Origin of the sequence: Streptomyces sp. NPDC093109, from assembly GCF_040701725.1 — a bacterium.
Lineage (GTDB): Bacteria > Actinomycetota > Actinomycetes > Streptomycetales > Streptomycetaceae > Streptomyces.
In genome coordinates this window covers 185,476-208,470 of record NZ_JBFBEZ010000006.1, presented here as the reverse complement: position 1 = coordinate 208,470, position 22,995 = coordinate 185,476, and the positions used below count along the sequence as shown (strand labels likewise).

Sequence of the window (22,995 nt, the reverse complement as noted above, 5' to 3'; positions counted from 1 at the left end):
GTGCATGACCTCACTCGGTGAAGAACTGCTGCCCGGTACACAGCGGGCCCTGACGCATCGCATCGCCCTCGCGCAGACCGAGGGCCGTGCGCCTTCGCTGGTGGCGGCGGTGGCGCGCGAAGGGCGGATGGTGTGGGTTGGCTCGCGTGGTGGCGTGGACGGACGGGAGCCGGACGCGGAGACGCAGTACCGGGTGGGGTCGATCACCAAGGTGTTCACCGCCGTTCTGGTGCTGCGGCTGCACGATGAGGGACTGCTCGACCTCGGCGACCCCCTGGAGAAGCATCTGCCGGGCACCGGCGTGGGCGAGGCGACGATCGCCCAGCTTCTGGCCCACACGGCGGGGTTGAGCGCCGAGTCCCCGGCGCCGTGGTGGGAGCGTACGCCCGGCACCGTGCGCCCTGGGCTGGCGGACGTCCTCGGCGAGCGGCCCGTGGTGCATCCCGCGGGGCGGCGCCACCACTACTCCAACACCGGCTACACCGTGCTCGGTTCACTGGTCGAGGCGGTGCGTGGAGCTCCGTGGGAGCAGACGCTGCGGCGCGAGGTTCTCGCGCCGCTCGCCATGGACCGTACGGGGCCGCAGCCGGTCGCTCCGCACGCGCGCGGCTGGGCCGTGCATCCATGGGCCGATGTGGTGCTGCCCGAGCCGATGGAGGATCTGGGGCTGATGGCGCCGGCGGGTCAGCTCTGGTCGACGGCCGCGGATCTGTGCCGCTTTGCGACGTTCCTCGCCGAGGGTGACGAGAGGGTGCTGAGCGCCGCGTCCGTGGCGGAGCTGCGGACCCCGTCCGTACCGCCCGAGGGGGATGACTGGGACGGCGGCTACGGGCTCGGAGTGCAGTTGGCGCGCCGGGCGGGGCGGTCGCTGGCCGGGCATACGGGTTCGCTGCCGGGCTTTGTCGCCTCCTTGTGGCTGAGCGTGGCGGACGGGGTGGCGGCGGTGGCACTCGCCAATGCCACGTCGGGGCCGCGGATCAGCGCGGTGGCCGCGGATCTCGTCGGCATCGTGGCCGATGCCGAGCCCCGGATCCCGGAGCCGTGGCGGCCACTGACCGAGGTCGACCAGGAGCTGCTGTCCCTCACCGGGCCGTGGTACTGGGGTACGTCCGCCTTCGGGTTGAAGCTGGTGGCGGAGCGCGGGCTGGAGCTGTATCCGCTGCTTGGTGCCGGGCGCGGCTCACGCTTCGCCGCGCGGCCGGAGGGCACCTGGGCGGGGCTCGACGGCTACTACGCGGGAGAGACGCTGCGGGTGGTGCGGCGGCCGGACGGTTCGGTGAGCCATCTCGATCTCGGCTCGTTCGTCTTCACCCGCGAGCCGTACGAACCGGGTGGCGCCACTCCTGGCGGGGTCGACCCGGAGGGCTGGCGTGGTCTGCGGGGTTAGGGCGACGGTGATGTTTCACGTGAAACCGCGGCAGGGCGGCTGGGCAGCCTGTCAGATGCTCAGCTTGAAGCCGACGTGGGAGGCGGTGAAGCCCAGTCGCTCGTAGAAGCGATGGGCGTCGGTGCGAGTGGCGTCGGAGGTGAGCTGGACAAGTCGGCAGCCCTGGCGCCGTGATTCCTCGACCGCCCATGTGATGAGCAGGGTGCCGAGTCCGCTGCCGCGCTCGTCGGTGTGGACGCGCACGGCTTCGATGACCGCGCGCGTGGCGCCGCGCCGGGACAGTCCGGGGATGACGGTGAGCTGGAGCGTGCCGACCACCCGGCTGTCGCGTACGGCGACAACCAGGTGCTGGTTCGGGTCGTCGGCAAGCCGCCGATAGGCCGTGGTGTACGGGGCGAGGTCGTCGGGGGACTCGCGCTCCGTGCCCAGGGCGTCGTCCGCGAGCATGGCCACGATGGCCGGGATGTCGTCCTGGCCCGCGGGCCGTATCTGCGGATCACTCATGGGCTGAAGACTATGCCGGAGCGGGCGGCCGTCGGCCGGCCCGGCCGCTGCCGGCTCCTCGGCGGTGGTCAGCCCGTCGCCATGTTCAGTGGCGCGAAGTGCCGGGTGCGATCACCAGGGAGATCGGGGATTCCGTGGACCATCACGGTGGTCAGTGTGACCTGTTCGAGGCCGTGTTCCTTGACCCAGCTGAGCAGCTCCTGGTGGCGTACATCGATGTGGATGCGGATCGGACGGTCCGGGCTGGTGATGAGCGAGCTGATCAGGGCCTTCGCCGTGCGGGTGTCGCGGGCGATCAGTGGGCCGATGACATCCGCCGCGGCGGTGGGCCAGCGTGCCGCGTATCCGGTGAGGGCGGAGTCCTCCTCAGCGACGCTGAGCCGGTCGGCGAAGGCGGGCAGGCGGGCGATCATGGAGGTGCGGTCGACTCCGAACACCTCGGTGTCCAGGCCGATGACGGCGGGCAGATCGCCGGCGGTCGCGGCGCGGACGGCTGCCTCGGTCGCCTCAGTCGCGTCGTCGGGCGTCTCGGTCGTCGCTTCCGTGCCGGTGCCGGATGAGCAGAAGAGTCCGGCCACCGTTGCGACTTCGCCGACTTCTTTGAAGCCCAGTTGCTGGTAGAGCGGTCGGCCGTACGAGGTGGCGTGGAGCATGAGCGGGGTGCCGTTCGCTTCGTGCAGGACATGGGTCATCAACCGCCGCCCGAGACCCTTTCGGGCGTGCTGTCCCGCGACGAGCATCATGCCGACGCCGGCCAGTTGGGTCCCGTAGGGGGTGACCACGCAGGTGGCGGCCAGGCGCTTGCCGTCGGGATCATCGGGGTCGGTGATCCCGTAGCCGGTGCCGGCGGCGAGCAGGAGGCTCCATTTGTGTTCCTCGCGGGCCCAGCCGCGATCTTCGGCCAAGTCTGCGCAGGCGGTGAGGTCGCCCATCGTCAGGGGGCGGATGGGCAGTGTGGAGAGCAATGTCGACATGGTGGTCAGGCTGTCGGAGTGGATGAGGGTGCGTCCACCGTTTTACGGGAAACGGGATGTTTCACGTGAAACGTGGTGGCTTCCAGTGGGGTGAGACGTGTGGGTGTCGGCGACATCCGTCCGTACTAACCTCGGTGAACATGGCTACCCTGCGCAGGCTTCATCTCTTCGATCTTGACGGGACGCTCATCCGTGGATCGGCGGCCGCGGTGGAGATCTCCCGGCAGTTGGGGCTGAGCGCCGAAATCGCCGAGCTGGAGCGGGAGTTCCTGTCTCGGAGGCTGGAGCCGGGGGATTTCGCCGTCCGGGCACGGGAGTTGTGGACCGAACTCACGACGGAGCAGGTGGCGGCCGCTTTCGAAGGCGCTCCGTGGATGACCGGCATCAGGGAGGTCTGGTCGGACATTCGGGCGCGTGGGGATTACTGCGCCGTTATCTCCCTCTCGCCCGATTTCTTTGTGTCGCGGCTGCTGGACTGGGGCGCACACGCGACGCATGGTTCGCGCTGGCCCGTGCTGCCCTTCACGGAACCGGTCGACCGGGCGGGCATTCTCACCCCGTCCGCCAAAGTGAAGATCGCGAACAGTCTGTGTGCGGAGTTCGAGGTGAGGATGGACGACTGCGTTGCCTATGGTGATTCCATGTCCGATGCGGAGATCTTCGCCGTGGTGCCCAGGTCGGTGGCGGTGAATGCGGATCACCACCTGTCGGGGCTCGCGACCCACGCGTACACGGGAGGCGATCTGCGTGAGGTCTATGAACTGGCGCGCCTTCAGCAGTAATACTCTGACCCCGTGATGCCACGGGAAACATGGTCGGAATCCGCCGGATGAAGACGGGAGCAATGCAGCCTAACGGTAAATCCGGTACGGATGGCCGGACTTCGCGCTCTTTGTCCCGTGCGGCGGCGGGGCCTGTCATGCTGCGACGGCAGGTACTGCGGGCCGCGTCGTGTTCCGTGGCCTCGTGTCCCGACTCGGGGTACGGCGGGGATTGACACCGGCGGCCGGCAGGTCCGATCGGAGTGGGGGATTCATCAGCGTATTCCGGGCCAGCGGATGTACGCAGACCGACTGAAAGATGTTCGAGGCGAGGCACACCATGGACGCTCCGACCACCACGTCGGCCGACAACGGCTCCTCCGGAGACGGTGGTACCTCCGGGGACGGCTCGGGGGGCGGCTGGTTCGCTCCCCGCAAGACGCCGGGCGGCAGCGGCGGCCGACCGGATTCCGGGACGGCAGACGGTGCCGAGGCGACGGGCCGGGGCCGAATACCCGTCCCGGGCCGCTCGCTTGCCTCCATACGCCCGGTGGGTTCGGGCGGGACCCGTCCCGCGCCGCCGCCGCGCGAGGGCGCCGAGGGGCAGGAGAACCGTTCTGCCGCCGGACCCCGGCCGTCGGCCCCCGCGGACAGCGTCCCCGACGCCTTCCAGCCGCGCACCAAGGGGCCGGAGGCCGCCGAGGGGCCGATTCCCCACCCAGAGGTCCCCGAGGGGCTCGGTGCCGCGGTGGAGAGCGCCGGTGAGTTGCCGCTAGTGGACGCCGCGGTGACCGCCGCCCCGTCCGCCGCCCTGTCCGTCGTGGCGCCGCCGTCCGTCGTGGCGCCGCCGTCCGTCGTGGCGCCGCCGTCCGTCGTGGCGCCGCCGTCCGTCGTGGCGCCGCCCGGGGAGCTGCCGCCCGACGCCGTACGGCCCCATCCCGTAGCGCAGGAAGCCGATCCCGGGCCGTCCGCCGCCGCCCCGCCCGGTGGCGGTTCCGCGTCACTGCCGCCCGAGGCGCCGGTGCCGGCCGAGCTGCCGCCCGAGGTTCCGGCCGCGGAGCCGTTGGCCGCGCTCCCGGCCGCCGCGGACATCGACCCGAACGCCTCCCCCGACGCCGTTCTGGTGCGTCGTACGCTCGCCGTGATCGGTCCCGTCGCCGACCAGGTCACGTCGTACTTCTACTCGCTGCTCTTCGTCCGCCACCCGGATCTGCGGAGCCTCTTCCCCGTGGCGATGGACGCGCAGCGCGACAGGCTGCTCAAGGCGCTGCTGACCGCGGCGGAGCACATGGATTCCCCGGCCGTGCTCACCGGCTATCTACGGCAGTTGGGGCGCGGGCACCGCAAGTACGGTACGCAGGCGACGCATTACCCGGCCGTGGGCGAGGCGCTGCTGGGCGCGCTGTCCCGCTACACCGCCGACATCTGGGACGAGGAGACCGAGGGCGCCTGGGTCAGGACGTACACCACGATCTCGCAGATCATGATCGACGCGGCGGCCGAGGACGAGGCGCACGCTCCGGCCTGGTGGCAGGCCGAGGTGGTCTCGCACGAGCGCCGTACGCCGGACATCGCCGTCGTGACGGTCCGGCCGGACCAGCCGTATCCGTTCCGCGCCGGGCAGTACACCAGCCTGGAGACGCGGTGGTGGCCCCGGGTCTGGCGGCACTACTCCTTCGCCTCGGCGCCCCGGCCGGACGGTCTGCTCTCCTTCCATGTCAAGGCCGTCCCGGCCGGCTGGGTCTCGAACGCGCTGGTCCACAAGGCCGCCGTCGGCGATGTGCTGCGGCTCGGTCCGCCGGCCGGTTCGATGACCGTCGACCACAGCACGGACAACGGCCTGCTCTGCCTGGGCGGCGGCACCGGCATCGCGCCGATCAAGGCGCTCATCGAGGACGTCGCGGAGCACGGTCACCGGCGCCGGGTCGAGGTCTTCTACGGCGCGCGCAGCGACCAGGATCTGTACGACATCGAGACGATGCTGCGGCTCCAGAGCGAGCATCCGTGGCTGGCGGTGCGGCCGGTGGTCGCCGAGGGGCCCAGCCAGGGGCTTACGGGGCAGCTTCCGGAGGCGGTGCGCGACTACGGCCCGTGGCATGAGTACGACGGGTATCTGTCCGGGCCGCCCGGACTGATCCGCAGCGGTCTGGACGCGCTCCGGGGGGTCGGCATCCCGTCGGAGCGGATCCGGCACGACTCCCTGGAGCAGCTGCTGGCCGCGGCGAGTTAGGCCTCGGCCGCCGTCACCCCGGCCGGGGTGTGTCAGCCCAGGTCGGGGGCGTGCATCGCGCGTACGCCCTCGATATTGCCGTCCAGGTAGTGCCGCAGTGACAGCGGTACGAGATGGACGGCGGCGATGCCGACGCGGGTGAACGGCACCCGGACGATCTCGTACTCCCCGTGCGGCTCGTCGATCTCGGGGCCGTGCCGCTGGGAGAGATCCATCGACTCCAGCCGGCAGACGAAGAAGTGCTGCACCTTCACGCCGGTCACGCCGCCGCCCGCGATGTGCTCAACGGTGTCGACGAAGCAGGGCACGACATCGATGATCTTGGCGCCGAGTTCTTCGTCGACCTCGCGGTGGAGCGCGTCGACGACGGTGGCGTCGCTTCTCTCGACCCCGCCGCCGGGGGTGACCCAGTACGGGTCCACTCCGGGTTTGGTGCGTTTGATCAGGATCAGGTCAGCGCCGTCCAGCAGGATGGCGCGTGCGGTGCGCTTGACCACGGGCCGTTCGGTCATGGGAAGAGGTTCGCCCGCGACACGCCGTCTGAAACGTTCCGGGACGCCGCGGTCACCAGCCGACGGCGGCGCGCAGCAGCCACTCGTGCGCGCGTGCGATGGGCGACAGGGCGAGGGTGCCGGTGCGTACGACGAGAAAATACGTGCGCAGCGGGGGCACGGGCGGGTCGAGGAGCGCGACCACCTCGCCGCGTTCGAGCGCGGATTCGCACAGATAGCGGGGGAGTACGGCGAGTCCGGCGCCGGCGGCGGCGCACTCCAGGACGGCCCGCAGATCGGGGACGATCACGGTGCCCGCGGCGGCGGGCCGGGAATCGAAGACGGTGGCCCAGTAGCGCGAGACGAGGGGGAGGGACTCGTGCACTTCGACGACGGGCAGCTGTTCCAGCACCACCTGTCCCTCGCGCAGCACGGTGTGGCCGAGCCGGGCGGCCCAGCGGGGCGCGGCGATCAGTACGTGCTCCTCGTCGCAGAGCGGAGTCGCGGTGAGGAGTCCGCCGCGGGGGCGGGCGGTGGTGATGGCCAGATCGTGGTGACCGGCGGCCAGCCCCTCCAGGGTCTCCTCGGTGTCCGCGAAGAACGAGGCGCGCAGGGCGAGGCCCTGTGCGGTGAGCGGGGTGAGGGCGGGGAGCGCGCGCAGGGAGGTGAATTCGGGCGGTCCGGCCAGGTGGAGGGTGCGTACGCCGGACTCCTCGTCGAGGCCGGTCTCGGCGATCTCGACGAGTGCGTCGAGATGGGGAGCGGCGCGGTGCGCGAGTTCGTCGCCGATCGTCGTGGGGGTCACGCCGCGGGCCTGGCGCAGGAAGAGCGGGCGGCCGAGCTGGCGTTCCAGGGTGCGGATCTGGCCGGTGACGGCGGGCTGGGAGAGGCCCAGCAGCGCGGCGGCGCGGGTGAAGGAGCCAGCGCGGTGCACGGTCACGAAGGTGCGCAGCAGGGCCAGGTCCATGTGCCGCGCTCCCCTCTCGTCCCGCCCCAGGGCCACCTCCGGACCGTCAACTATAAATAAGTCGATAGGTCGCTGTCGCTACTGTGATTGGACACTGACGCAGAGTCAACTAGCCTTGGGCAAATGGTTCTCCGCGCGTGGAACCTGGGACGGTCCGAGCCATGAGGGGGGAGGCTCGGACCGTCCGTGCGTGCGGTCCCCGGGTCAGCCGGCCGTCTCGTCCAGGGCGCGCAGGACGTCCGCGATGAGGTCCTCGGGGTCCTCCGCCCCGACGGAGAACCGGATGAAGCCCTCCGGCACCGCGTCGCCGCCCCACCGCCCGCGCCGCTCCGCGGTGGACCGTACGCCGCCGAAGCTCGTCGCGTCGTCCACCAGCCGCAGTGCGCCGAGGAAACGTTCGGCCCGGTCCCGGTCGGGCAGGACGAACGAGACGACGGAGCCGAAGCGCCGCATCTGTACAGAGGCGACGGGGTACGAGGGGTCGCCGGGCAGCCCGGGGTAGCGCAGCCCGGTCACCGCGCCGTGCTTCTCCAGCGCCCGGGCCAGCTCCAGCGCGGTCGCGCACTGCCGGCCGACGCGGAGCTGGAGCGTGGCCAGGGAGCGGTGCGCGAGCCAGGCCTCCATGGGGCCTGGGATGGCGCCGACGACCTTGCGCCAGCGCCGTACGCCTGCCACGAGTTCAGGATCGCCGCTGGTCACATGGCCGAGGAGGATGTCTCCGTGGCCGGTCATGCCCTTGGTGTCGCTGGCGACGGAGAAGTCCGCGCCCAGCTCCAGGGGCCGCTGGCCGAGCGGGGTGGCGAGGGTGTTGTCGACGGCGACCAGGGCGCCCGCGTCGTGCGCCGCGCGCACCAGCCGGCGTACGTCACAGACATCGAGCCCGGGGTTGGAGGGGGTCTCGATCCACAGCAGCCGGGCCCCGTCCAGCACGCGCAGCTGGGCGTCGCCGCCGGTCGGCGCGGTCCGTACCGTCACGCCGTACGCTTCGAGCCGTTCGCGCAGCAGGGGCAGGGCCTGGTAGCCGTCGTCGGGCAGGACGACGGTCCCGCCGGCTTTCAGCTGCGAGAAGAGCACTGCGGAGATCGCGGCCATCCCGGAGGCGAAGGTGACGGTCTCGACGGTCCGCCCCGGCGCTTCGAGCTCGCTGATGGCGCGTTCGAGATGGGTCCAGGTCGGGTTCTCGTCGCGGCCGTAGGTGTACGGGCCCGTCGGCTCGCCCGGCAGATGGAAGTGGGCGGCGAAGACGGGTCCCGGCAGGGTCGGTTCGTATGCGACGGGGTCGGGCAGTCCGGCCCGTACCGCTCGGGTGCCGTCCCCGACGCTCGCGCGGGGATCAGTCATTGTCGTCGGGGAGCACGACGTTCATGGCCCAGGAGACCACGGAGATGACCAGGCCGCCTAGGACCGCTGTCCAGAAACCCTCGACATGGAAACTCAGGCTCAGTTTGTCCGCCAGCCATGAGGTCAGCAGCAGCATCAAGGCGTTGATCACAAGGGTGAACAGGCCGAGGGTGAGGACGAACAGGGGCAGTGTCAGCAGCTTCACAACGGGCTTGACGACAAAGTTGACCACGCCGAAGAGCAGCGCGACGAGGACCAGGGTCAGGACCTTCTTGCCGGTGCTGTGGCCGGTGAGGGTGATGTTCTGGAAGAGCCAGACCGCCACTGCCAGGGCAGCGGCGTTGGCGATCGTCTTGACTAGGAAATTCTTCATGTGTCTGATCGTGGCATGAAGGCATTCCGACTGGATGAGCTGGAGGCGGAGCGTGCCGCCAACGACGGCGCGTATCTGCAGTTCGTGCGCGAACGCAACATGTCCGTGGGCCTGTACGCGCTGGACGCGGGATCGACCGATCCGCAGCGGCCGCACGCGCAGGACGAGGTGTATCTCGTGGTGAGCGGGCGGGCCTCCATCACGGTCGGCACGGAAACGACTCAGGTGGCGCGGGGCAGCGTGGTCTATGTGCCGGCGGGAACGCCGCACAAGTTCCACCATATTTCGGAGGATCTGCGGGTCATGGTGGTGTTCTCCCCTCCTGAGGGCTGATGCCGCCGGGCTCTTCCCCTGAGTGATCCGCCCTCCGACCCTCAGTCGGTCCTCAGGGTCGGATCAGGGAAGAGCGGGGGATCGCCGGGCCCCCGTCGGCGGTCCGCGCGTTCTAGCATCGAAGGCGTAAGGAGATACCTGTGGCACTCGGTGAAGCGAGGTAGGAGCGATGGCGGTTCAGGAGATATTCACGGGGATGCCGTGGTGGGTGAAGTGGATCGCGGTGCCCGTGATCGCCATCGTCGTCTTCGGCGGGCTGATCGCCAGCGTGCTCGCGTTCGTGATCGGGCTGCTGTTCAAGGTGCTGGTCTTCGTGGCGCTGGTCGGCGGGCTGATCTATGTCGTACGGAAGTTCATGTCGTCATCCTCGTCCTCGCGCGGCGACTGGTAGGGGCGACTGGGGTAGGGGCGACTGGTAGGGCTGTCGTCCCGTATGACGGTTAGCCCGCGCGAGGGAAAGGTGAACGGGAAACCATCCCGGGCCCCTACCTGCCCCTAGAGTGGCAAACCGCTGCCGCACCCTGGGAAAACACCCTCAGCGATCGCCATGACCATGGGTTTGTGCGATCTGTCCGGGCGGGGTCTCACGGAATCTCGGGTCCGCTTCCGGTTCTCCGGATGCCGGGCCCCGGTCTCCTCAGGGGTGCGGCGGGCGCGCGGGGGCGGCCCCCGCGGGCGGGCATATGCCCGTCGGCATGCCTGGGGGTGACCTTTGGCCACAGCTACATCCACCGCAGTCCCCACCCTGATCGGTTCGGTACGGCGGGCGCTGAGACTGCTGGAAGCGGTGGGCTCCCATCAGGACGGGGCCACGGCCAAACAGCTGGCGCGTGAGGCCGGACTGTCGCTGCCCACCGCCTACCACCTGTTGCGGACGCTGGCCTACGAGGGCTATCTCCGCCGCGAGCGGGGGGTCTTCGTCCTGAGCGACGCCGTGGAACGGCTGGCGTGCGGCGAAGCGCTCGGCAGCCGTCGCAACGGGATCGCCGATTCTCTCGGCCACTGGCGCGATGCCGTCGGAGCCCCCGTGTACTTCGCGGTCTACCACGAGGGCGAGATCTGTCTGGTCGCCGTCGCCGACAGCCCCGCGGCGCCCGCGGTCGACGACGGGGCCGACTTCCGCGAGACGGCGCACGCCCACGCGATCGGGCACTGTCTGCTGAGCCAGCTCGGTCCCGCGGCCCGGCGCGATCATCTCGACCGCCATCCGGTCCGCCCGCGCACCCCCTACTCCCTGCCGGACCGGGGCGCGCTGCTGGCACGTCTGGGCTCGCTGGGAAGGATGGAGCCGGTCGTCGAGCGGCAGGAGTACGCGCTCGGCACCGTCAGCGCCGCCGTGCCCGTAACCGCCGGATCCACCGCTGCCGCATTGGCCATTTCTCTACCACTCGACCAGGAGGCGCGGCTGCTGCCGGCCGTCGAATGGTTACGGAGAGAGATCGGCACGCTGCTGACCTCGCTGGCCTTCTCTATCAGTATCTGAAAAATTACTCCTTGTGATCTGCTAGCGCTTACAGCACGATGGCGTCAAGAGGGTCCATGGGGATCATTCCCAGCCACGATTCATCTACTCCGGAGAAAACGATGCGCGAGTCGGTCCAGGCCGAGGTCCTGATGAGCTTCCTCGTCTCCGAGGAGCTCTCGTTCCGTATCCCGGTGGAACTTCACTACGAGGTGAGGGATCCCTACGCGGTACGGATGACCTTTCATCTGCCCGGCGACGCCCCTGTCACCTGGACGTTCGGTCGCGAACTGCTGCTCGACGGCATCAACACCCCCAGCGGGGACGGCGATGTGCACATCTCGCCGACCACGCCCGACGATCTCTCCGATGTCCATATGAGGCTCCAGGTGGGCGACGACCACGCGCTCTTCCGGGTCAGCGCCGCCCCGCTGGTGGCCTTCCTCGACCGTACGGACCGGCTGGTCCCGCTCGGCCAGGAGTGCGCCCTCAGTGACTTCGAGGGCAATCTGGAACAGGCGCTCGGCCGCATCCTCGCCGAGGAGAACGCCGGCTGACCGGGCCGGACGCCGGCCGGGCAGAGCCGTCCGGGTGATTGAGGACGGAACTACTTCTTGCGGCGACGGCCTCTGCCGCCGCCGAGACCGCGCGCCGAGGGGCCCGGCAGCGGCGTGGAGAGCGTCTCCTCGGGTCCCACGGCCGTGGCACCCGACCGGTCGTCCCACTCGCCGGTTCCGGTGCCCGCCGTGCCTGCCTGAGCCGCTCCCGGCGCCCCCGGTGCTCCCGGCGTGCCGGTGGCTCCCGGGCCGGGCGCTCCCGGCGCGGGAGCCGGCCGGGGCGGGTTCCCCGGGGCCGGCCGGTCGGCGGAGACCACGAGCGCTGCCAGCGCCGTCGTCACCGGCACCGAGGCGACCAGCCCGATCGAGCCCACCAGCGTCCGTACGATCTCCTCCGCGACCAGCTCGCTGTTGGCGACCGAGCCCACGCTCGACTGCGCGATCGAGAAGAGCAGCAGCAGCGGCAGCGCGGCACCCGCGTAGGCGAGCACCAGCGTGTTGACCACCGACGCGATGTGGTCGCGGCCGATCCTGATGCCCGCCCGGTACAGGTCGCGCGGTCCCATCGTCGGATCCGCCTGGCGCAGCTCCCAGACCGCCGAGGTCTGGGTCACCGTCACATCGTCGAGGACCCCGAGCGAACCGATGATGACGCCCGCCAGCAGCAGACCGCTCATATCGATCTCCGGGTAGAGACCGTGGATCAGGCCCGTGTTGTCGTCGGTGTTGCCGGTCAGGCTCGCCCAGCCGATGAAGAGCGATCCCAGCAGCCCGATCAGCAGAAGCGAGATCAGTGTGCCGAGGACCGCGACCGACGTACGGGCCGTCAGACCGTGGCACGCGTACAGCGCGATCAGCATGATCGCGCTGGCCCCCACCACCGCCACGATCAGCGGGTTCGACCCCTGAAGGATCGCCGGCAGGATGAACAGCGTGAGAATGGCGAAGGAGATGGCGAGCGCGACCAGCGCCATCACCCCGCGCATCCGCCCCACCGCGACCACCACGAGCGCGAAGATCGCGGCCAGCAGCGTCATGGGAAACCGGCGGTCCACATCGGTCACCGAGTACTGGAGATCACGCGGCGCGTCGGGCGCGTACGCCACCACGACGCCCTGTTTCACGTGAAACTGCCGAGGCGCGTCCGGCTGGACGACCTCGATGAACGTATGGCCCTTCTCCTTGCCGCTCTCCAGCTCGACCGTGGCCTTCTTGCACTTCCCGGTCTCCTCCTGCACCGCCTCCCGCCCCTGCGGTGTGGAGGTGTCGCCCGTCGACGGGATCTGTGAGGCGTTCACGTCCTTGCAGTCGACGCTTTCGAGCTGGACCACCCGCCCCTGCACGGTCTGCCGGTCGAAGCCGACACCGGTGCGCTCGTGCGCCGGGGCACCGCCCGGCCAGAGCACCGCGAGCCCGACGACGACCGCGGTCGCGAACGGGATCAGAACCGCCGCGATGACCTTGCGGAGATGCTGCGAGACCGGTGCGGCGGGCCCATGGCTGTGGGAGTGGCCATGTGCGTGGCCGTGCGGATCGTGAGTCTGCTGGGGTGAGGTCACCGCCAGATCATCGCAAGAAGGAGAGGGCGCTCTGTTCAGCACGCCGGAAATGGCGTTAGCGTGGGGCACACCTTTGCACACGCGGGAGCTCGGAGCACCGGGCTGAGAGGGCGCTGACGTGGTCACCCGGGGACTGTTCCCCGCGTACCTGAGCTGCGCCGACCGCTGAACCTGTTACCGGGTAATGCCGGCGTAGGGAGTAGGTCTCATGACCGTTCAGGACGCACGCACGCCTGCCTCCGATTCGGGGAATCCGAGCGAGGCCGGGAAGTCCATCGGCTGGCACAAGGGATATGTCGAGGGCTCACGCCCCGATCTCCGGGTGCCGGTCCGTCAGGTGCACCTCACCAACGGCGAGGACGTGACGCTGTACGACACGTCGGGCCCGTACACCGACCCCACCGTCGAGACCGATGTCCGTCGCGGTCTCGCGCCCGTCCGGGCCAACTGGATCATCGCGCGCGGCGACACCGAGGAGTACGAGGGGCGGCCGGTCCGCCCCGAGGACGACGGCCTCAAGCACACCTCACCGCGCGGCGGGACCCTCCTGAGCGGAAGCGGGAGTGGGAGCGGTACGGCCGATCTGCGCGGCCTCGACGCGGTCTTCCCCGGCCGTCCGCGCCGCCCGCGCCGGAGCCGGGACGGCCGGTCGGTCAGCCAGCTCTCCTACGCCCGCCGCGGGGAGATCACACCGGAGATGGAGTACGTCGCGATCCGCGAGAACGTCTCCCCCGAGACCGTCCGCGAGGAGATCGCGGCGGGCCGCGCCGTACTGCCGGCCAACGTCAACCACCCGGAGATCGAGCCGATGATCATCGGCAAGCGGTTCCTGGTGAAGGTCAACGCCAACATCGGCAACTCCGCGGTCACTTCCTCCATCGAGGAGGAGGTGGACAAGATGGTCTGGGCGACCCGCTGGGGCGCGGACACCGTCATGGACCTCTCCACCGGCCGCAACATCCACACCACCCGCGAGTGGGTGCTGCGCAACTCCCCCGTCCCCATCGGCACCGTCCCGCTCTACCAGGCGCTCGAAAAGGTCGACGGCAAGGCCGAGGAGCTGACCTGGGACATCTACCGGGACACGGTCGTCGAACAGGCCGAGCAGGGCGTCGACTACATGACAGTGCACGCCGGTGTGCTGCTGCGGTACGTGCCGCTGACGGCCCGTCGCAAGACCGGCATCGTCTCGCGCGGCGGCTCGATCATGGCCGCGTGGTGCCTCGCGCACCACAAGGAGTCGTTCCTGTACGAGAACTTCGAGGAGCTGTGCGAGATCCTCGCGGCGTACGACGTGACGTACTCGCTGGGCGACGGACTGCGGCCGGGGTCCATCGCGGACGCCAACGACGAGGCGCAGTTCGCCGAGTTGCGCACGCTGGGCGAGCTGAACTCGACCGCCAAGCGGCTGGGTGTCCAGACGATGATCGAGGGGCCAGGACATGTCCCCATGCACAAGATCAAGGAGAACATCGACCTCCAGCAGGAGATCTGCGAGGAGGCGCCGTTCTACACGCTCGGCCCGCTGACCACGGATGTGGCCCCGGCGTACGACCACATCACCTCCGGCATCGGCGCGGCGATGATCGCCTGGTGGGGCACCGCGATGCTCTGCTACGTCACCCCGAAGGAGCACCTCGGCCTGCCGGACCGCGACGACGTCAAGACGGGCGTCATCACGTACAGGATCGCGGCGCACGCGGCGGATCTCGCCAAGGGGCATCCGGGGGCGCAGGAGTGGGACGACGCGCTGTCGGACGCCCGGTTCGAGTTCCGCTGGGAGGACCAGTTCAATCTCGCTCTGGACCCGGACACGGCACGGGAGTTCCACGACGAGACACTGCCGGCACAGCCGGCGAAGACGGCGCACTTCTGCTCGATGTGCGGCCCGAAGTTCTGCTCGATGAAGATCTCGCAGGACATCAGGCGCCGGCACGGCGCGGAGATCGGCGCGGAGACCGGGGCCGGCGGCGGGGGCGACACCGGGGCCGAGACGATGGCCGAGACCGAAGCGGGCATCGAGGCGGGGATGGCGGAGAAGTCCAGGGAGTTCGCCGCGGCGGGCAACCGCGTCTATCTGCCGCTGGCCGACTGACCGGCCGTCGGATGCCGTGACGGCCAGGCCGCGGCCGGAGTCCGGGGGCGCTCCGGGCTCTGGTCGGCGCTGGTCGGGTTGGGACGGATCCGGTGCGTACGGCGGGCACCGGTCGGAGGGGATTACTCCGGCTGGTGCTCCGGGCCGCCGAAGTCGGGGCTGGTGAAGTCGGGGCTGCTGAAGGTCGGGCGCCGGCCGGCGGTGGAACCCTCGTCCGGGCTGCTGAAGTCGGGACGGCTGTAGCCGATCTTGGGCAGTCCTCTGGTCGTACGAGGCGGCCCCGGCGAGGTCGGGTCGGCGCTCGGGTCGGCCAGCGCGGACCGCAGGAACGGCAGGATGCCGCGCTCCCGTACGGCGTGGCGCCAGGCGTCCCGGGCGCGGGCCACCTCGTCCGGCAGCTCCTTGCTCGGTGCCTCCTCCGCCGGGAGCTGCGTCGAGCTGTTGCGCAGCGCCGTGACCACGAGGCCGATCGCGGCGGCGAGGATGCCGAGCCCGGTGACGGCCGCGAAGAACCAGCCGACGGCGATCATGCTGCCTGCGAAGGCGGGTGGCGGGTCGAGTGCTTCGAGGAGGTAGCCGACGAGCAGGAAGATGGCGGCGGCGGTGCCTCCCAGGAGCGGGAGGAGCACCGTGACGACAGCGGTGAATCCGGCGCCGGAGCGCGGCGTGCTGTCCTCCTCGGCGTCCAGGACGGCTTCCTGGACCGAGACGGCGAGGGCCGGCGCGCGGGCGTCCTCGCGGATCTTCGCGTAGTGCTGGTACTCCGGGGCCGCGGCGGAGGTGATCAGCACGGTGGAGTTCAGGGCCATGGTGCGCAGTTGTGCGGTATTGAGCCGGCGGCCGATCTCGGCGAGATCGGGGCGTTCCTGTGCATTGCTCAGTACATCGTCGAGGATCCGCTCGAAATCCGCGCGATCCTCGCTCTGCAGGTGTGGAGCGCTATTCATGTGTGTGCATCCCCCGATGCTCTGTGGGGCCGTCGTCCGTGCGGGCACGGACAATCGGCGGAAACGGAGGAGAGCCTGCTACGGATAAGGCGATGGTAGAGCTGTTTTGGCGGGACGGGACAGAGGGTTTCCGGAAATCGCCGTTGGCGCTTTTCCCGGGCCGGTCGCTCAGCCGGCCAGCGGAAGCTGTACCACCAGCAGTTTTCCTGCCATGGTGACGCCGCCGTCCATGGCGATGGCGAGGCCATCGGCATATACGTGTGGCCCTTCCACCAGGGGCCCGGAGTCCTCTTCGCCGTCCGCCGTCTCCTCGGTGCCGACTTCCCCGAGGAGATAGGGAATGGGGCTGTGGCCGTGGACGACGCGCTGCCCGCCGTACTGGGAGAGCAGTTCGCGAACGGCCTCGGGGCCGCCTTCGTCACGGAACGCGAAGCGCTTGGTGAGCTTGCGGAACAAATCCCAGCATTCGTCGGCGTCATTGCGGGTCAGGATCTGATGGACCGTGTCGTTGACGTCGTCGATCGTGGATCCGTAGTCCAGATAGGCGGTCGTGTCGGAGTGCATCAGCAGATGCCCGTCCTGCTCGACGACCGCGTCGAGCCGTGACATCCACTGCAGATGGACGTCCTGGAGCCGCTCCATGTCCGTGCGCTGGCCGCCGTTGAGCAGCCAGGCCGCCTGGAAGGTGGCGGTGCCCGCGCCGGAGTTGACGGGGGTGTCGCCGAAGCGCTTCGCGCCGATGAGCAGCAGCTCGTGATTGCCCATCAGGGCCTTGCAGTAGCCGCCGGAGGCCGCGGCCTCGGCGGAGAGCCGCATCACCAGATCGATGACGCCGATGCCGTCGGGGCCGCGGTCGGTGAAGTCGCCGAGGAACCAGAGACGGGCGTTGCCCGCCGCCCAGCGGCCCTCGGCGTCGATGAGGCCCTGCTCGGCCAGTGCGGCGATCAGCTCGTCGAGGTAGCCGTGGACGTCACCGACGGCGTAGAGCGGGCCGAGACCGTCGGCGGCGGGCGTCTCGACGGGGTCGACGCGCACCAGGACGGTGTCCCCCCGGTTGATCACCGGGAGGTCGCGCACGGTGGGTGTGTACTCCGCGGGCAGCTCGTCGGCCGGGACGGCGTTGCCGGGGTGACCGGACGGCGGACCGTCCGGCGCCGCGGCGAGTGGTCCGTCCGGTCCGGGCTGGTGCGGCTGTTCGTGCTGGTCCGGCTCTCCGGACTGCACGGGCACCTGCGCGTACGGCGGTACGCGGAAGTCGCGCAACGTCGCCGTCCGCACCACGGGTCCCTGGCCGGCCCCCTGTGTCATCGACCCCTCCACCACCGTCGCGCCGCCGTACACCTCTCGGGCCTGCCCGGCCGGGATGGGGATCTGCCCATCGACCATAGGGGAAAGTCCGTGGTGTCGTCCGCCCATCATAGGAACGCCGCTGGTCCTGTGGGACGCACCAGGGGTGGTGAATCCCGGCGGACCTCCGGTTCGGCGGCGTTTTTCGCGCCGATCGCCCGAAATGCGAAAGGTCTGATCCTCCAGCCGATTCCCGAGAGTCTACGGCCGGCCGGCGCGCCACCTCGCGGGAGCCGGGCACGGTCAGTCGCCCGCGGGGGAGCGGGGCGGGCTGACCGTGGTGCGCGGCGGGCGCCGCTGCGACGACGTCCGGATGATCAGTTCGGTCGGTATGACCTGCTCCACCGGCCGGTCGTTGTCGATCCCCTCGATGGCGTCGATGAGGAGCTGGACGACGGCGGTGCCGATGCGGCGCGGTTTGAGCGAGAGCGTGGTGATGGGCGGTTCGGTCGCTGCGTACACCGTGGATTCGCTGCAGCAGACGATCAGCAGGTCCTCGGGGACGCGCAGACCGTACCGCCGGGCGGCGGCGAGCAGATCGGTGCCGTTGGGGTCGAAGAGCCCGTAGACGGCGTCGGGGCGGTCGGGGCGGGCCAGGAGCCGGTCGGCCGCCACGGCCCCGGCACAGGGGTCGTGGGCGGGGTACGACTCGTACACCGGGTCCTGGCCGACCCGCTCGCACCAGCGCAGATAGGCGGTGGTCGAGAGCCGGGTGTAGGTGTCGGTGGTGGTGCCGGTGAGGAGGCCGATCCGGCGGGCGCCGGCGTCGGCGAGATGGTCGAGCAGGTCGAGGACGGCCGCCTCGTGGTCGTTGTCGACCCAGGCGGTGACGGGAAGGGTGCCCGCGGGCCGGCCGTCGGAGACGACGGGAAGGCCCTGGCGGACGAGTTCCGCCACAACGGGATCGTGGTCGGAGGGGTCGATGACGACGGTGCCGTCCAGGGCGACGTTCGCCCAGACATCGTGTCGGGAGGTGGCGGGGAGGATGACGAGGGCGTAGCCGCGGGCGAGCGCGGCCGAGGTCGCGGCCCGGGCCATCTCTGCGAAGTAGGCGAACTCGGTAAAGGTGAAAGGTTCATCCCCGTACGTGGTCACGGTCAGGCCGATGAGGCCCGACTTGCCCGTACGGAGGGTTCTGGCCGCGGCGGACGGCCGGTAGCCGAGGCGCTCGGCGACCTCCCGGACATGGCGTCTCGTGGCGTCGGGTAAGCGGCCCTTGCCGTTGAGCGCGTCCGAGACAGTCGTGATGGAGACACCGGCTGCGGCGGCCACGTCCCTGATGCCCGCCCGGCTTTGCCGGTTTCCCCGGCGGGTTGTGTCCGTCCGGCTCACCTGGTGTTTCCCTGCTGCTGTCATGGCGAGCCGATAGTAGGGCTCGGGCGGGCGGTGGGGCCGGTCGCATATGCACCCGGCAGCAGGCACGTTTCTGCATGGTCGAAAAAGCTTAACTGCCAATGAAGACAAGGTAGTTGATGTATCTTTCCATGGTCTCCTGTGCGAGGAGCGGTCTGGACCTGTTGAAGGGGCCATGTTTCGAAGAGGTCTCAACTCACCACTACGGGGGATGCGCGCCACGGCGCGAGCCACGGGCGCGCGCCAGGACGGCGAACGCGCCCCTCGGTCGGCGCCCCCGTTCGCGGGCACCGGGAACCTCATAAGCTGAGCGGTGGGGACGGTGCAGGAAGCCGACAACAGCTTCTAAGGACCCGGAGCGGCCCGTACACCGGCCCGCGTACCCCTGTACGGACCCGTGAACGGCCGAGGAGGACCTGCGGTGAGCGAGACCAGCCCCAAGCTGCGCGCCGAGCTGGACGGCATTCCCACGTACAAGCCGGGCAGGCCGGCGGCGTCCGACGGGCCCGTCGCGTACAAGCTGTCCTCCAACGAGAACCCGTATCCGCCGCTGCCCGGTGTGATGGACCGGGCGATAGCGGCCGCCGGTGACTTCAACCGCTACCCCGACATGGCCTGCACCGGTCTGCTGAACGAACTGGCCGACCGCTTCGGCGTGCCCGTCTCCCACCTGGCGACCGGGACCGGCTCGGTGGGCGTCGCCCAGCAGCTGATTCAGGCCACGGCGGGTCCGGGCGACGAGGTCGTCTACGCCTGGCGCTCCTTCGAGGCGTACCCGATCATCACCCGGATCTCCGGGGCCACCCCGGTCGAGGTGCCGCTGACCGGGGAGGACGTGCACGACCTGGAGGCGATGGCCGACGCGGTCACGGAGCGGACCCGGCTGATCTTCGTCTGCAACCCCAACAACCCGACCGGTACGGTGGTGCGCCGGGCCGAGCTGGAACGGTTCCTCGACCGGGTGCCCGGCGATGTGCTGGTGGTGCTGGACGAGGCGTACCGCGAGTTCAACCGCGACTCCGACGTGCCGGACGGCGTCGAGCTCTACCGCGACCGGCCGAACGTGGCCGTACTGCGCACCTTCTCCAAGGCGTACGGTCTCGCCGGGCTGCGGATCGGCTTCGCGATCGCCCATGAGCCGGTCGCCGCCGCGCTGCGCAAGACGGCGGTCCCCTTCGGGGTGAGCCAGATCGCGCAGGAGGCGGCGATCGCCTCGCTGCGCGCCGAGGACGAGCTGATGGGCCGGGTCGGGTCGCTGGTCGCCGAGCGGGCGCGGGTTTGGCAGGGGCTGGTGGGGCAGGGCTGGACGGTGCCGGGGACGCAGGCCAACTTCGTCTGGCTGCGGCTCGGCGCGCGTACCCAGGACTTCGCGGCGGTCTGCGAGGCGGCCGGGGTGGTCGTACGGCCCTTCGCGGGTGAGGGGGTCCGGGTGACGATCGGTGAGCACGAGGCCAATGACCTCTTCCTGCGGACGGCCGAGGCGTTCCGCAAGGAGCTGTAGGCGAGCCGCCGGGGGCCGGTGGTCCGGTGGTTCGGCGTGAGGTTTCTGCTGAGGGCGGTCTCTTGAGAGGCCGCCCTCAGTCTGTCTCGACCCGTTGGAGGCCCCCCACGCGAAGATCGGGAATGCGTGTGCGACATAATGCTTGTGAATGTGAACGCGTTCACAAGCGTGTCCCGTTCCTGGTGGTACGTCCAGGGCGAAAGGGGCAAGCAGCCGCCGCTGTGACCATGGCGATGTGATGTAAGGAGAGAAGACGTGGACCTCGCTCTGGCGCCGGAGACCCTGGCGCGCTGGCAGTTCGGCATCACCACCGTCTACCACTTCCTCTTCGTTCCCCTGACGATCTCGCTCGCGGCGCTCACCGCCGGGCTGGAGACCGCGTGGGTGCGCACGGAGAATCCCAAGTACCTCAGGGCCACCAAGTTCTGGGGCAAGCTCTTTCTGATCAATATCGCGATGGGCGTGGTCACCGGCATCGTGCAGGAGTTCCAGTTCGGAATGAACTGGTCCGATTACTCGCGCTTTGTGGGGGACATCTTCGGCGCCCCGCTCGCCTTCGAGGCGCTGATCGCCTTCTTCTTCGAATCCACCTTCATCGGACTGTGGATCTTCGGCTGGGACAAACTGCCGAAGAAGATCCATCTGGCCTGTATCTGGATGGTCTCGATCGGTACGGTGCTCTCCGCGTACTTCATTCTGGCGGCCAACTCCTGGATGCAGCACCCGGTCGGCTACCGCATCAACAAGGAAGCCGGACGGGCCGAACTCACCGACTTCTGGAAAGTGCTCACCCAGGACACCGCGCTCACCCAGTTCTTCCACACCCTGACCGCGTCGTTCCTGGTCGGCGGCGCTTTCATGGTCGGTATCGCGGCCTTCCATCTGGCCCGCAAGAAGCACATTCCGGTGATGCGCACCTCGCTCAGGCTCGGCCTGATCACGGTGGTGATCTCGGGAATGCTCACCGCTGTCAGCGGGGACACCCTCGGCAAGGTCATGTTCAAGCAGCAGCCGATGAAGATGGCCGCGGCCGAGGCCCTGTGGGACGGCGAGGGGCCCGCGCCGTTCTCGGTGTTCGCCTACGGAGACGTCGACAAGGGTCACAACTCCGTCGCCATCGAGATCCCCGGACTGCTCTCCTTCCTCGCCAACAGCGACTTCACCTCGTACGTCCCGGGCATCAACGACGTCAACAAGGCCGAGCAGGAGAAGTACGGGCCCGGCGACTACCGGCCCAACATCCCCGTCGCCTACTGGGGCTTCCGCTGGATGATCGGCTTCGGCATGGCGTCCTTCACCCTCGGGCTGCTCGGGCTCTGGCTCACCCGGAAGAAGTTCCTGCTGCCGGCCGCGCTGCGGACGGGGGAGGACGAGGTGCCGAATCTGGTGCTCTTCCGGAACAAGGCGCTCAGCCCGAAGTTCGCCAAGTGGTACTGGATCACCGCCCTCTGGACGATGCTCTTCCCGCTGATCGCCAGCTCCTGGGGCTGGATCTTCACCGAGACGGGCCGCCAGCCCTGGGTCGTGTACGGAGTGCTGCGCACGGCCGACGCGGTCTCCCCGGGCGTCTCCCAGACCGAGGTGATCATCTCGATGACCGTCTTCACCCTGCTGTACGCGGTCCTCGCGGTCATCGAGGTCAGGCTGATGGTGAAGTACGTCAAGGCCGGGCCGCCGGAGCTGACGGACGACGACCTCAACCCGCCCACCAAGATCGGCGGCGACCACGCGGACGCCGACCGGCCGATGGCCTTCTCGTACTGAGGAGTCGATGAGCCATGGAACTCCACGACGTCTGGTTCGTTCTGATCGCCGTTCTCTGGACCGGCTACTTCTTTCTCGAAGGGTTCGACTTCGGCATCGGGATCCTCACCAAGCTGCTCGCCCGTGACCGTGCGGAGCGACGGGTCCTCATCAACACCATCGGGCCCGTCTGGGACGGCAACGAGGTCTGGCTGCTGAGCGCCGCCGGCGCCACCTTCGCGGCCTTCCCGGACTGGTACGCCACGCTCTTCTCCGGCTTCTACCTGCCTCTGCTGCTCATCCTGGTCTGTCTGATCCTGCGCGGTGTCGCCTTCGAGTACCGGGCCAAGCGGTCGGAGGAGAGCTGGCAGCGCAACTGGGAACACACGATCTTCTGGACCTCGCTGCTCCCCGCCGTGCTCTGGGGCGTCGCCTTCGGCAACATCGTGCACGGGGTGAAGATCGACGCCCACAAGGAGTACGTCGGCGGTCTCGGGGACCTGTTCAACCCCTATGCGCTGCTCGGCGGGCTGGTGACGCTGGCCCTCTTCACCTTCCACGGCACGGTGTTCGCCGCGCTGAAGACGGTCGGTGACATCCGGGTCAGGGCCAGGAAGCTCGCGCTCGGCCTGGGCGCGGTCACCGCCGCGCTGACGCTCGGTTTCCTGGTCTGGACCCAGGTGGACAGCGGCGACGGCGGCAGCCTGATCGCGGTGATCGTCGCCGTCGTGGCCCTGGCCGGGGCGATCGCGGCGATCGCGGCGGGGCGCGAGGGCTGGTCGTTCGCGCTCTCCGGGGTGACGATCACGGCCCTGGTCGCCACGTTCTTCCTGGCGCTCTTCCCGAACGTCATGCCGTCCTCGCTGAACGACGCGTGGAGCCTGACCGTCACGAACGCCTCCTCCACCCCGTACACCCTGAAGATCATGACCTGGTGCGCGGGCATCGCCACTCCGGTGGTGCTGCTCTACCAGGGCTGGACGTACTGGGTCTTCCGCAAGCGGATCGGTACGCAGCACATCGCCGACGCCCAGCACTGAAGAAGGCGGGTGTTTCACGTGAAACACCGA

General features: G+C 69.6%; 21 protein-coding genes and 1 riboswitch. Of the genes, 11 read left to right on the top strand and 10 right to left on the bottom strand.

Annotation, left to right across the window (positions count from 1 at the left end; all coding sequences use genetic code 11):
* Positions 1-4: 4 nt before the first annotated feature.
* Positions 5-1,387, top strand: a complete 1,383-nt coding sequence (locus AB0389_RS09180; protein ID WP_366394674.1) for a serine hydrolase domain-containing protein — start codon at positions 5-7, stop codon at positions 1,385-1,387.
* Between the two features lie 51 nt (positions 1,388-1,438).
* Here AB0389_RS09180 and AB0389_RS09175 read toward each other — a convergent pair whose 3' ends face one another.
* Positions 1,439-1,891, bottom strand: coding sequence for a GNAT family N-acetyltransferase (locus AB0389_RS09175; RefSeq protein ID WP_366394673.1), 453 nt, complete (start codon positions 1,889-1,891; stop codon positions 1,439-1,441).
* A 68-nt stretch (positions 1,892-1,959) separates the two neighbouring features.
* Positions 1,960-2,865 carry a GNAT family N-acetyltransferase gene (locus tag AB0389_RS09170; protein WP_366394672.1) on the bottom strand — a complete coding sequence of 302 codons (906 nt, stop codon included), beginning with the start codon at positions 2,863-2,865 and terminating at the stop codon, positions 1,960-1,962.
* A 140-nt stretch (positions 2,866-3,005) separates the two neighbouring features.
* Between AB0389_RS09170 and AB0389_RS09165 the strand changes: the two genes are divergently transcribed.
* Positions 3,006-3,647 (top strand): HAD-IB family phosphatase, encoded by a 642-nt coding sequence (locus AB0389_RS09165; protein ID WP_366394671.1) that lies wholly within the window; start codon positions 3,006-3,008, stop codon positions 3,645-3,647.
* 319 nt (positions 3,648-3,966) lie between these two features.
* The gene (locus AB0389_RS09160) at positions 3,967-5,856 is read left to right on the top strand and encodes a globin domain-containing protein (RefSeq protein ID WP_366394670.1); all 1,890 of its coding nucleotides are present in this window, start codon (positions 3,967-3,969) and stop codon (positions 5,854-5,856) included.
* A 32-nt stretch (positions 5,857-5,888) separates the two neighbouring features.
* On the opposite strand, the gene AB0389_RS09155 is transcribed toward AB0389_RS09160, so the two are convergent.
* The 4 genes from AB0389_RS09155 to AB0389_RS09140 all read right to left on the bottom strand — a co-directional run bounded on the left by AB0389_RS09155 (position 5,889) and on the right by AB0389_RS09140 (position 9,028).
* Entirely contained in the window at positions 5,889-6,368 is a 480-nt protein-coding gene (locus AB0389_RS09155) for an NUDIX hydrolase (protein WP_366394669.1), read from the bottom strand.
* Between the two features lie 52 nt (positions 6,369-6,420).
* On the bottom strand, positions 6,421-7,314 hold the full coding sequence (locus tag AB0389_RS09150) for a LysR family transcriptional regulator (RefSeq protein ID WP_366394668.1): 894 nt from the start codon (positions 7,312-7,314) through the stop codon (positions 6,421-6,423).
* Between the two features lie 204 nt (positions 7,315-7,518).
* Entirely contained in the window at positions 7,519-8,655 is a 1,137-nt protein-coding gene (locus AB0389_RS09145) for a cystathionine gamma-lyase (protein WP_366394667.1), read from the bottom strand.
* Positions 8,648-9,028: a phage holin family protein gene (locus tag AB0389_RS09140; RefSeq protein ID WP_366394666.1), complete on the bottom strand. Its 381-nt coding sequence runs from the start codon at positions 9,026-9,028 to the stop codon at positions 8,648-8,650. Before AB0389_RS09140 ends, AB0389_RS09145 begins: the two co-directional genes overlap by 8 nt.
* Before the next feature lie 15 nt (positions 9,029-9,043).
* Between AB0389_RS09140 and AB0389_RS09135 the strand changes: the two genes are divergently transcribed.
* From AB0389_RS09135 to AB0389_RS09120, 4 genes are all read left to right on the top strand, one after another.
* The gene (locus AB0389_RS09135; RefSeq protein WP_366394738.1) at positions 9,044-9,361 is read left to right on the top strand and encodes a cupin domain-containing protein; all 318 of its coding nucleotides are present in this window, start codon (positions 9,044-9,046) and stop codon (positions 9,359-9,361) included.
* 169 nt (positions 9,362-9,530) lie between these two features.
* Positions 9,531-9,752, top strand: a complete 222-nt coding sequence (locus AB0389_RS09130; RefSeq protein WP_366394665.1) for a DUF5326 family protein — start codon at positions 9,531-9,533, stop codon at positions 9,750-9,752.
* Positions 9,753-10,073: 321 nt separating this feature from the next.
* The gene (locus AB0389_RS09125; RefSeq protein ID WP_366394664.1) at positions 10,074-10,844 is read left to right on the top strand and encodes a helix-turn-helix domain-containing protein; all 771 of its coding nucleotides are present in this window, start codon (positions 10,074-10,076) and stop codon (positions 10,842-10,844) included.
* Between the two features lie 101 nt (positions 10,845-10,945).
* Positions 10,946-11,380 carry an SsgA family sporulation/cell division regulator gene (locus AB0389_RS09120; RefSeq protein WP_114660181.1) on the top strand — a complete coding sequence of 145 codons (435 nt, stop codon included), beginning with the start codon at positions 10,946-10,948 and terminating at the stop codon, positions 11,378-11,380.
* 50 nt (positions 11,381-11,430) lie between these two features.
* Here the strand turns inward: AB0389_RS09120 and AB0389_RS09115 are convergent, their stop codons facing one another.
* Positions 11,431-12,939, bottom strand: coding sequence for a YibE/F family protein (locus AB0389_RS09115; RefSeq protein WP_366394663.1), 1,509 nt, complete (start codon positions 12,937-12,939; stop codon positions 11,431-11,433).
* 71 nt (positions 12,940-13,010) lie between these two features.
* Positions 13,011-13,155: riboswitch (TPP riboswitch) on the top strand.
* On the opposite strand from AB0389_RS09115, the gene thiC reads away from it, so the two are divergent.
* On the top strand, positions 13,148-15,034 hold the full coding sequence (gene thiC, locus AB0389_RS09110; RefSeq protein WP_366394662.1) for a phosphomethylpyrimidine synthase ThiC: 1,887 nt from the start codon (positions 13,148-13,150) through the stop codon (positions 15,032-15,034). It overlaps the preceding riboswitch by 8 nt.
* 122 nt (positions 15,035-15,156) lie before the next feature.
* On the opposite strand, the gene AB0389_RS09105 is transcribed toward thiC, so the two are convergent.
* The 3 genes from AB0389_RS09105 to AB0389_RS09095 form a co-directional block, all read right to left on the bottom strand.
* The gene (locus AB0389_RS09105; protein ID WP_366394661.1) at positions 15,157-15,981 is read right to left on the bottom strand and encodes a hypothetical protein; all 825 of its coding nucleotides are present in this window, start codon (positions 15,979-15,981) and stop codon (positions 15,157-15,159) included.
* A gap of 168 nt (positions 15,982-16,149) precedes the next feature.
* Positions 16,150-17,289: a metallophosphoesterase gene (locus tag AB0389_RS09100; protein ID WP_366394737.1), complete on the bottom strand. Its 1,140-nt coding sequence runs from the start codon at positions 17,287-17,289 to the stop codon at positions 16,150-16,152.
* A gap of 282 nt (positions 17,290-17,571) precedes the next feature.
* The gene (locus tag AB0389_RS09095) at positions 17,572-18,684 is read right to left on the bottom strand and encodes a LacI family DNA-binding transcriptional regulator (protein WP_366394660.1); all 1,113 of its coding nucleotides are present in this window, start codon (positions 18,682-18,684) and stop codon (positions 17,572-17,574) included.
* Positions 18,685-19,102: 418 nt separating this feature from the next.
* Here AB0389_RS09095 and hisC point away from each other — a divergent pair, with 418 nt between their 5' ends.
* The 3 genes from hisC to cydB all read left to right on the top strand — a co-directional run bounded on the left by hisC (position 19,103) and on the right by cydB (position 22,965).
* Positions 19,103-20,182 (top strand): histidinol-phosphate transaminase, encoded by a 1,080-nt coding sequence (gene hisC, locus AB0389_RS09090; RefSeq protein WP_366394659.1) that lies wholly within the window; start codon positions 19,103-19,105, stop codon positions 20,180-20,182.
* A gap of 255 nt (positions 20,183-20,437) precedes the next feature.
* Positions 20,438-21,946 (top strand): cytochrome ubiquinol oxidase subunit I, encoded by a 1,509-nt coding sequence (locus AB0389_RS09085; RefSeq protein WP_366394658.1) that lies wholly within the window; start codon positions 20,438-20,440, stop codon positions 21,944-21,946.
* 14 nt (positions 21,947-21,960) lie between these two features.
* Positions 21,961-22,965, top strand: coding sequence for a cytochrome d ubiquinol oxidase subunit II (gene cydB, locus AB0389_RS09080; protein WP_366394657.1), 1,005 nt, complete (start codon positions 21,961-21,963; stop codon positions 22,963-22,965).
* Positions 22,966-22,995 lie beyond the last annotated feature (30 nt).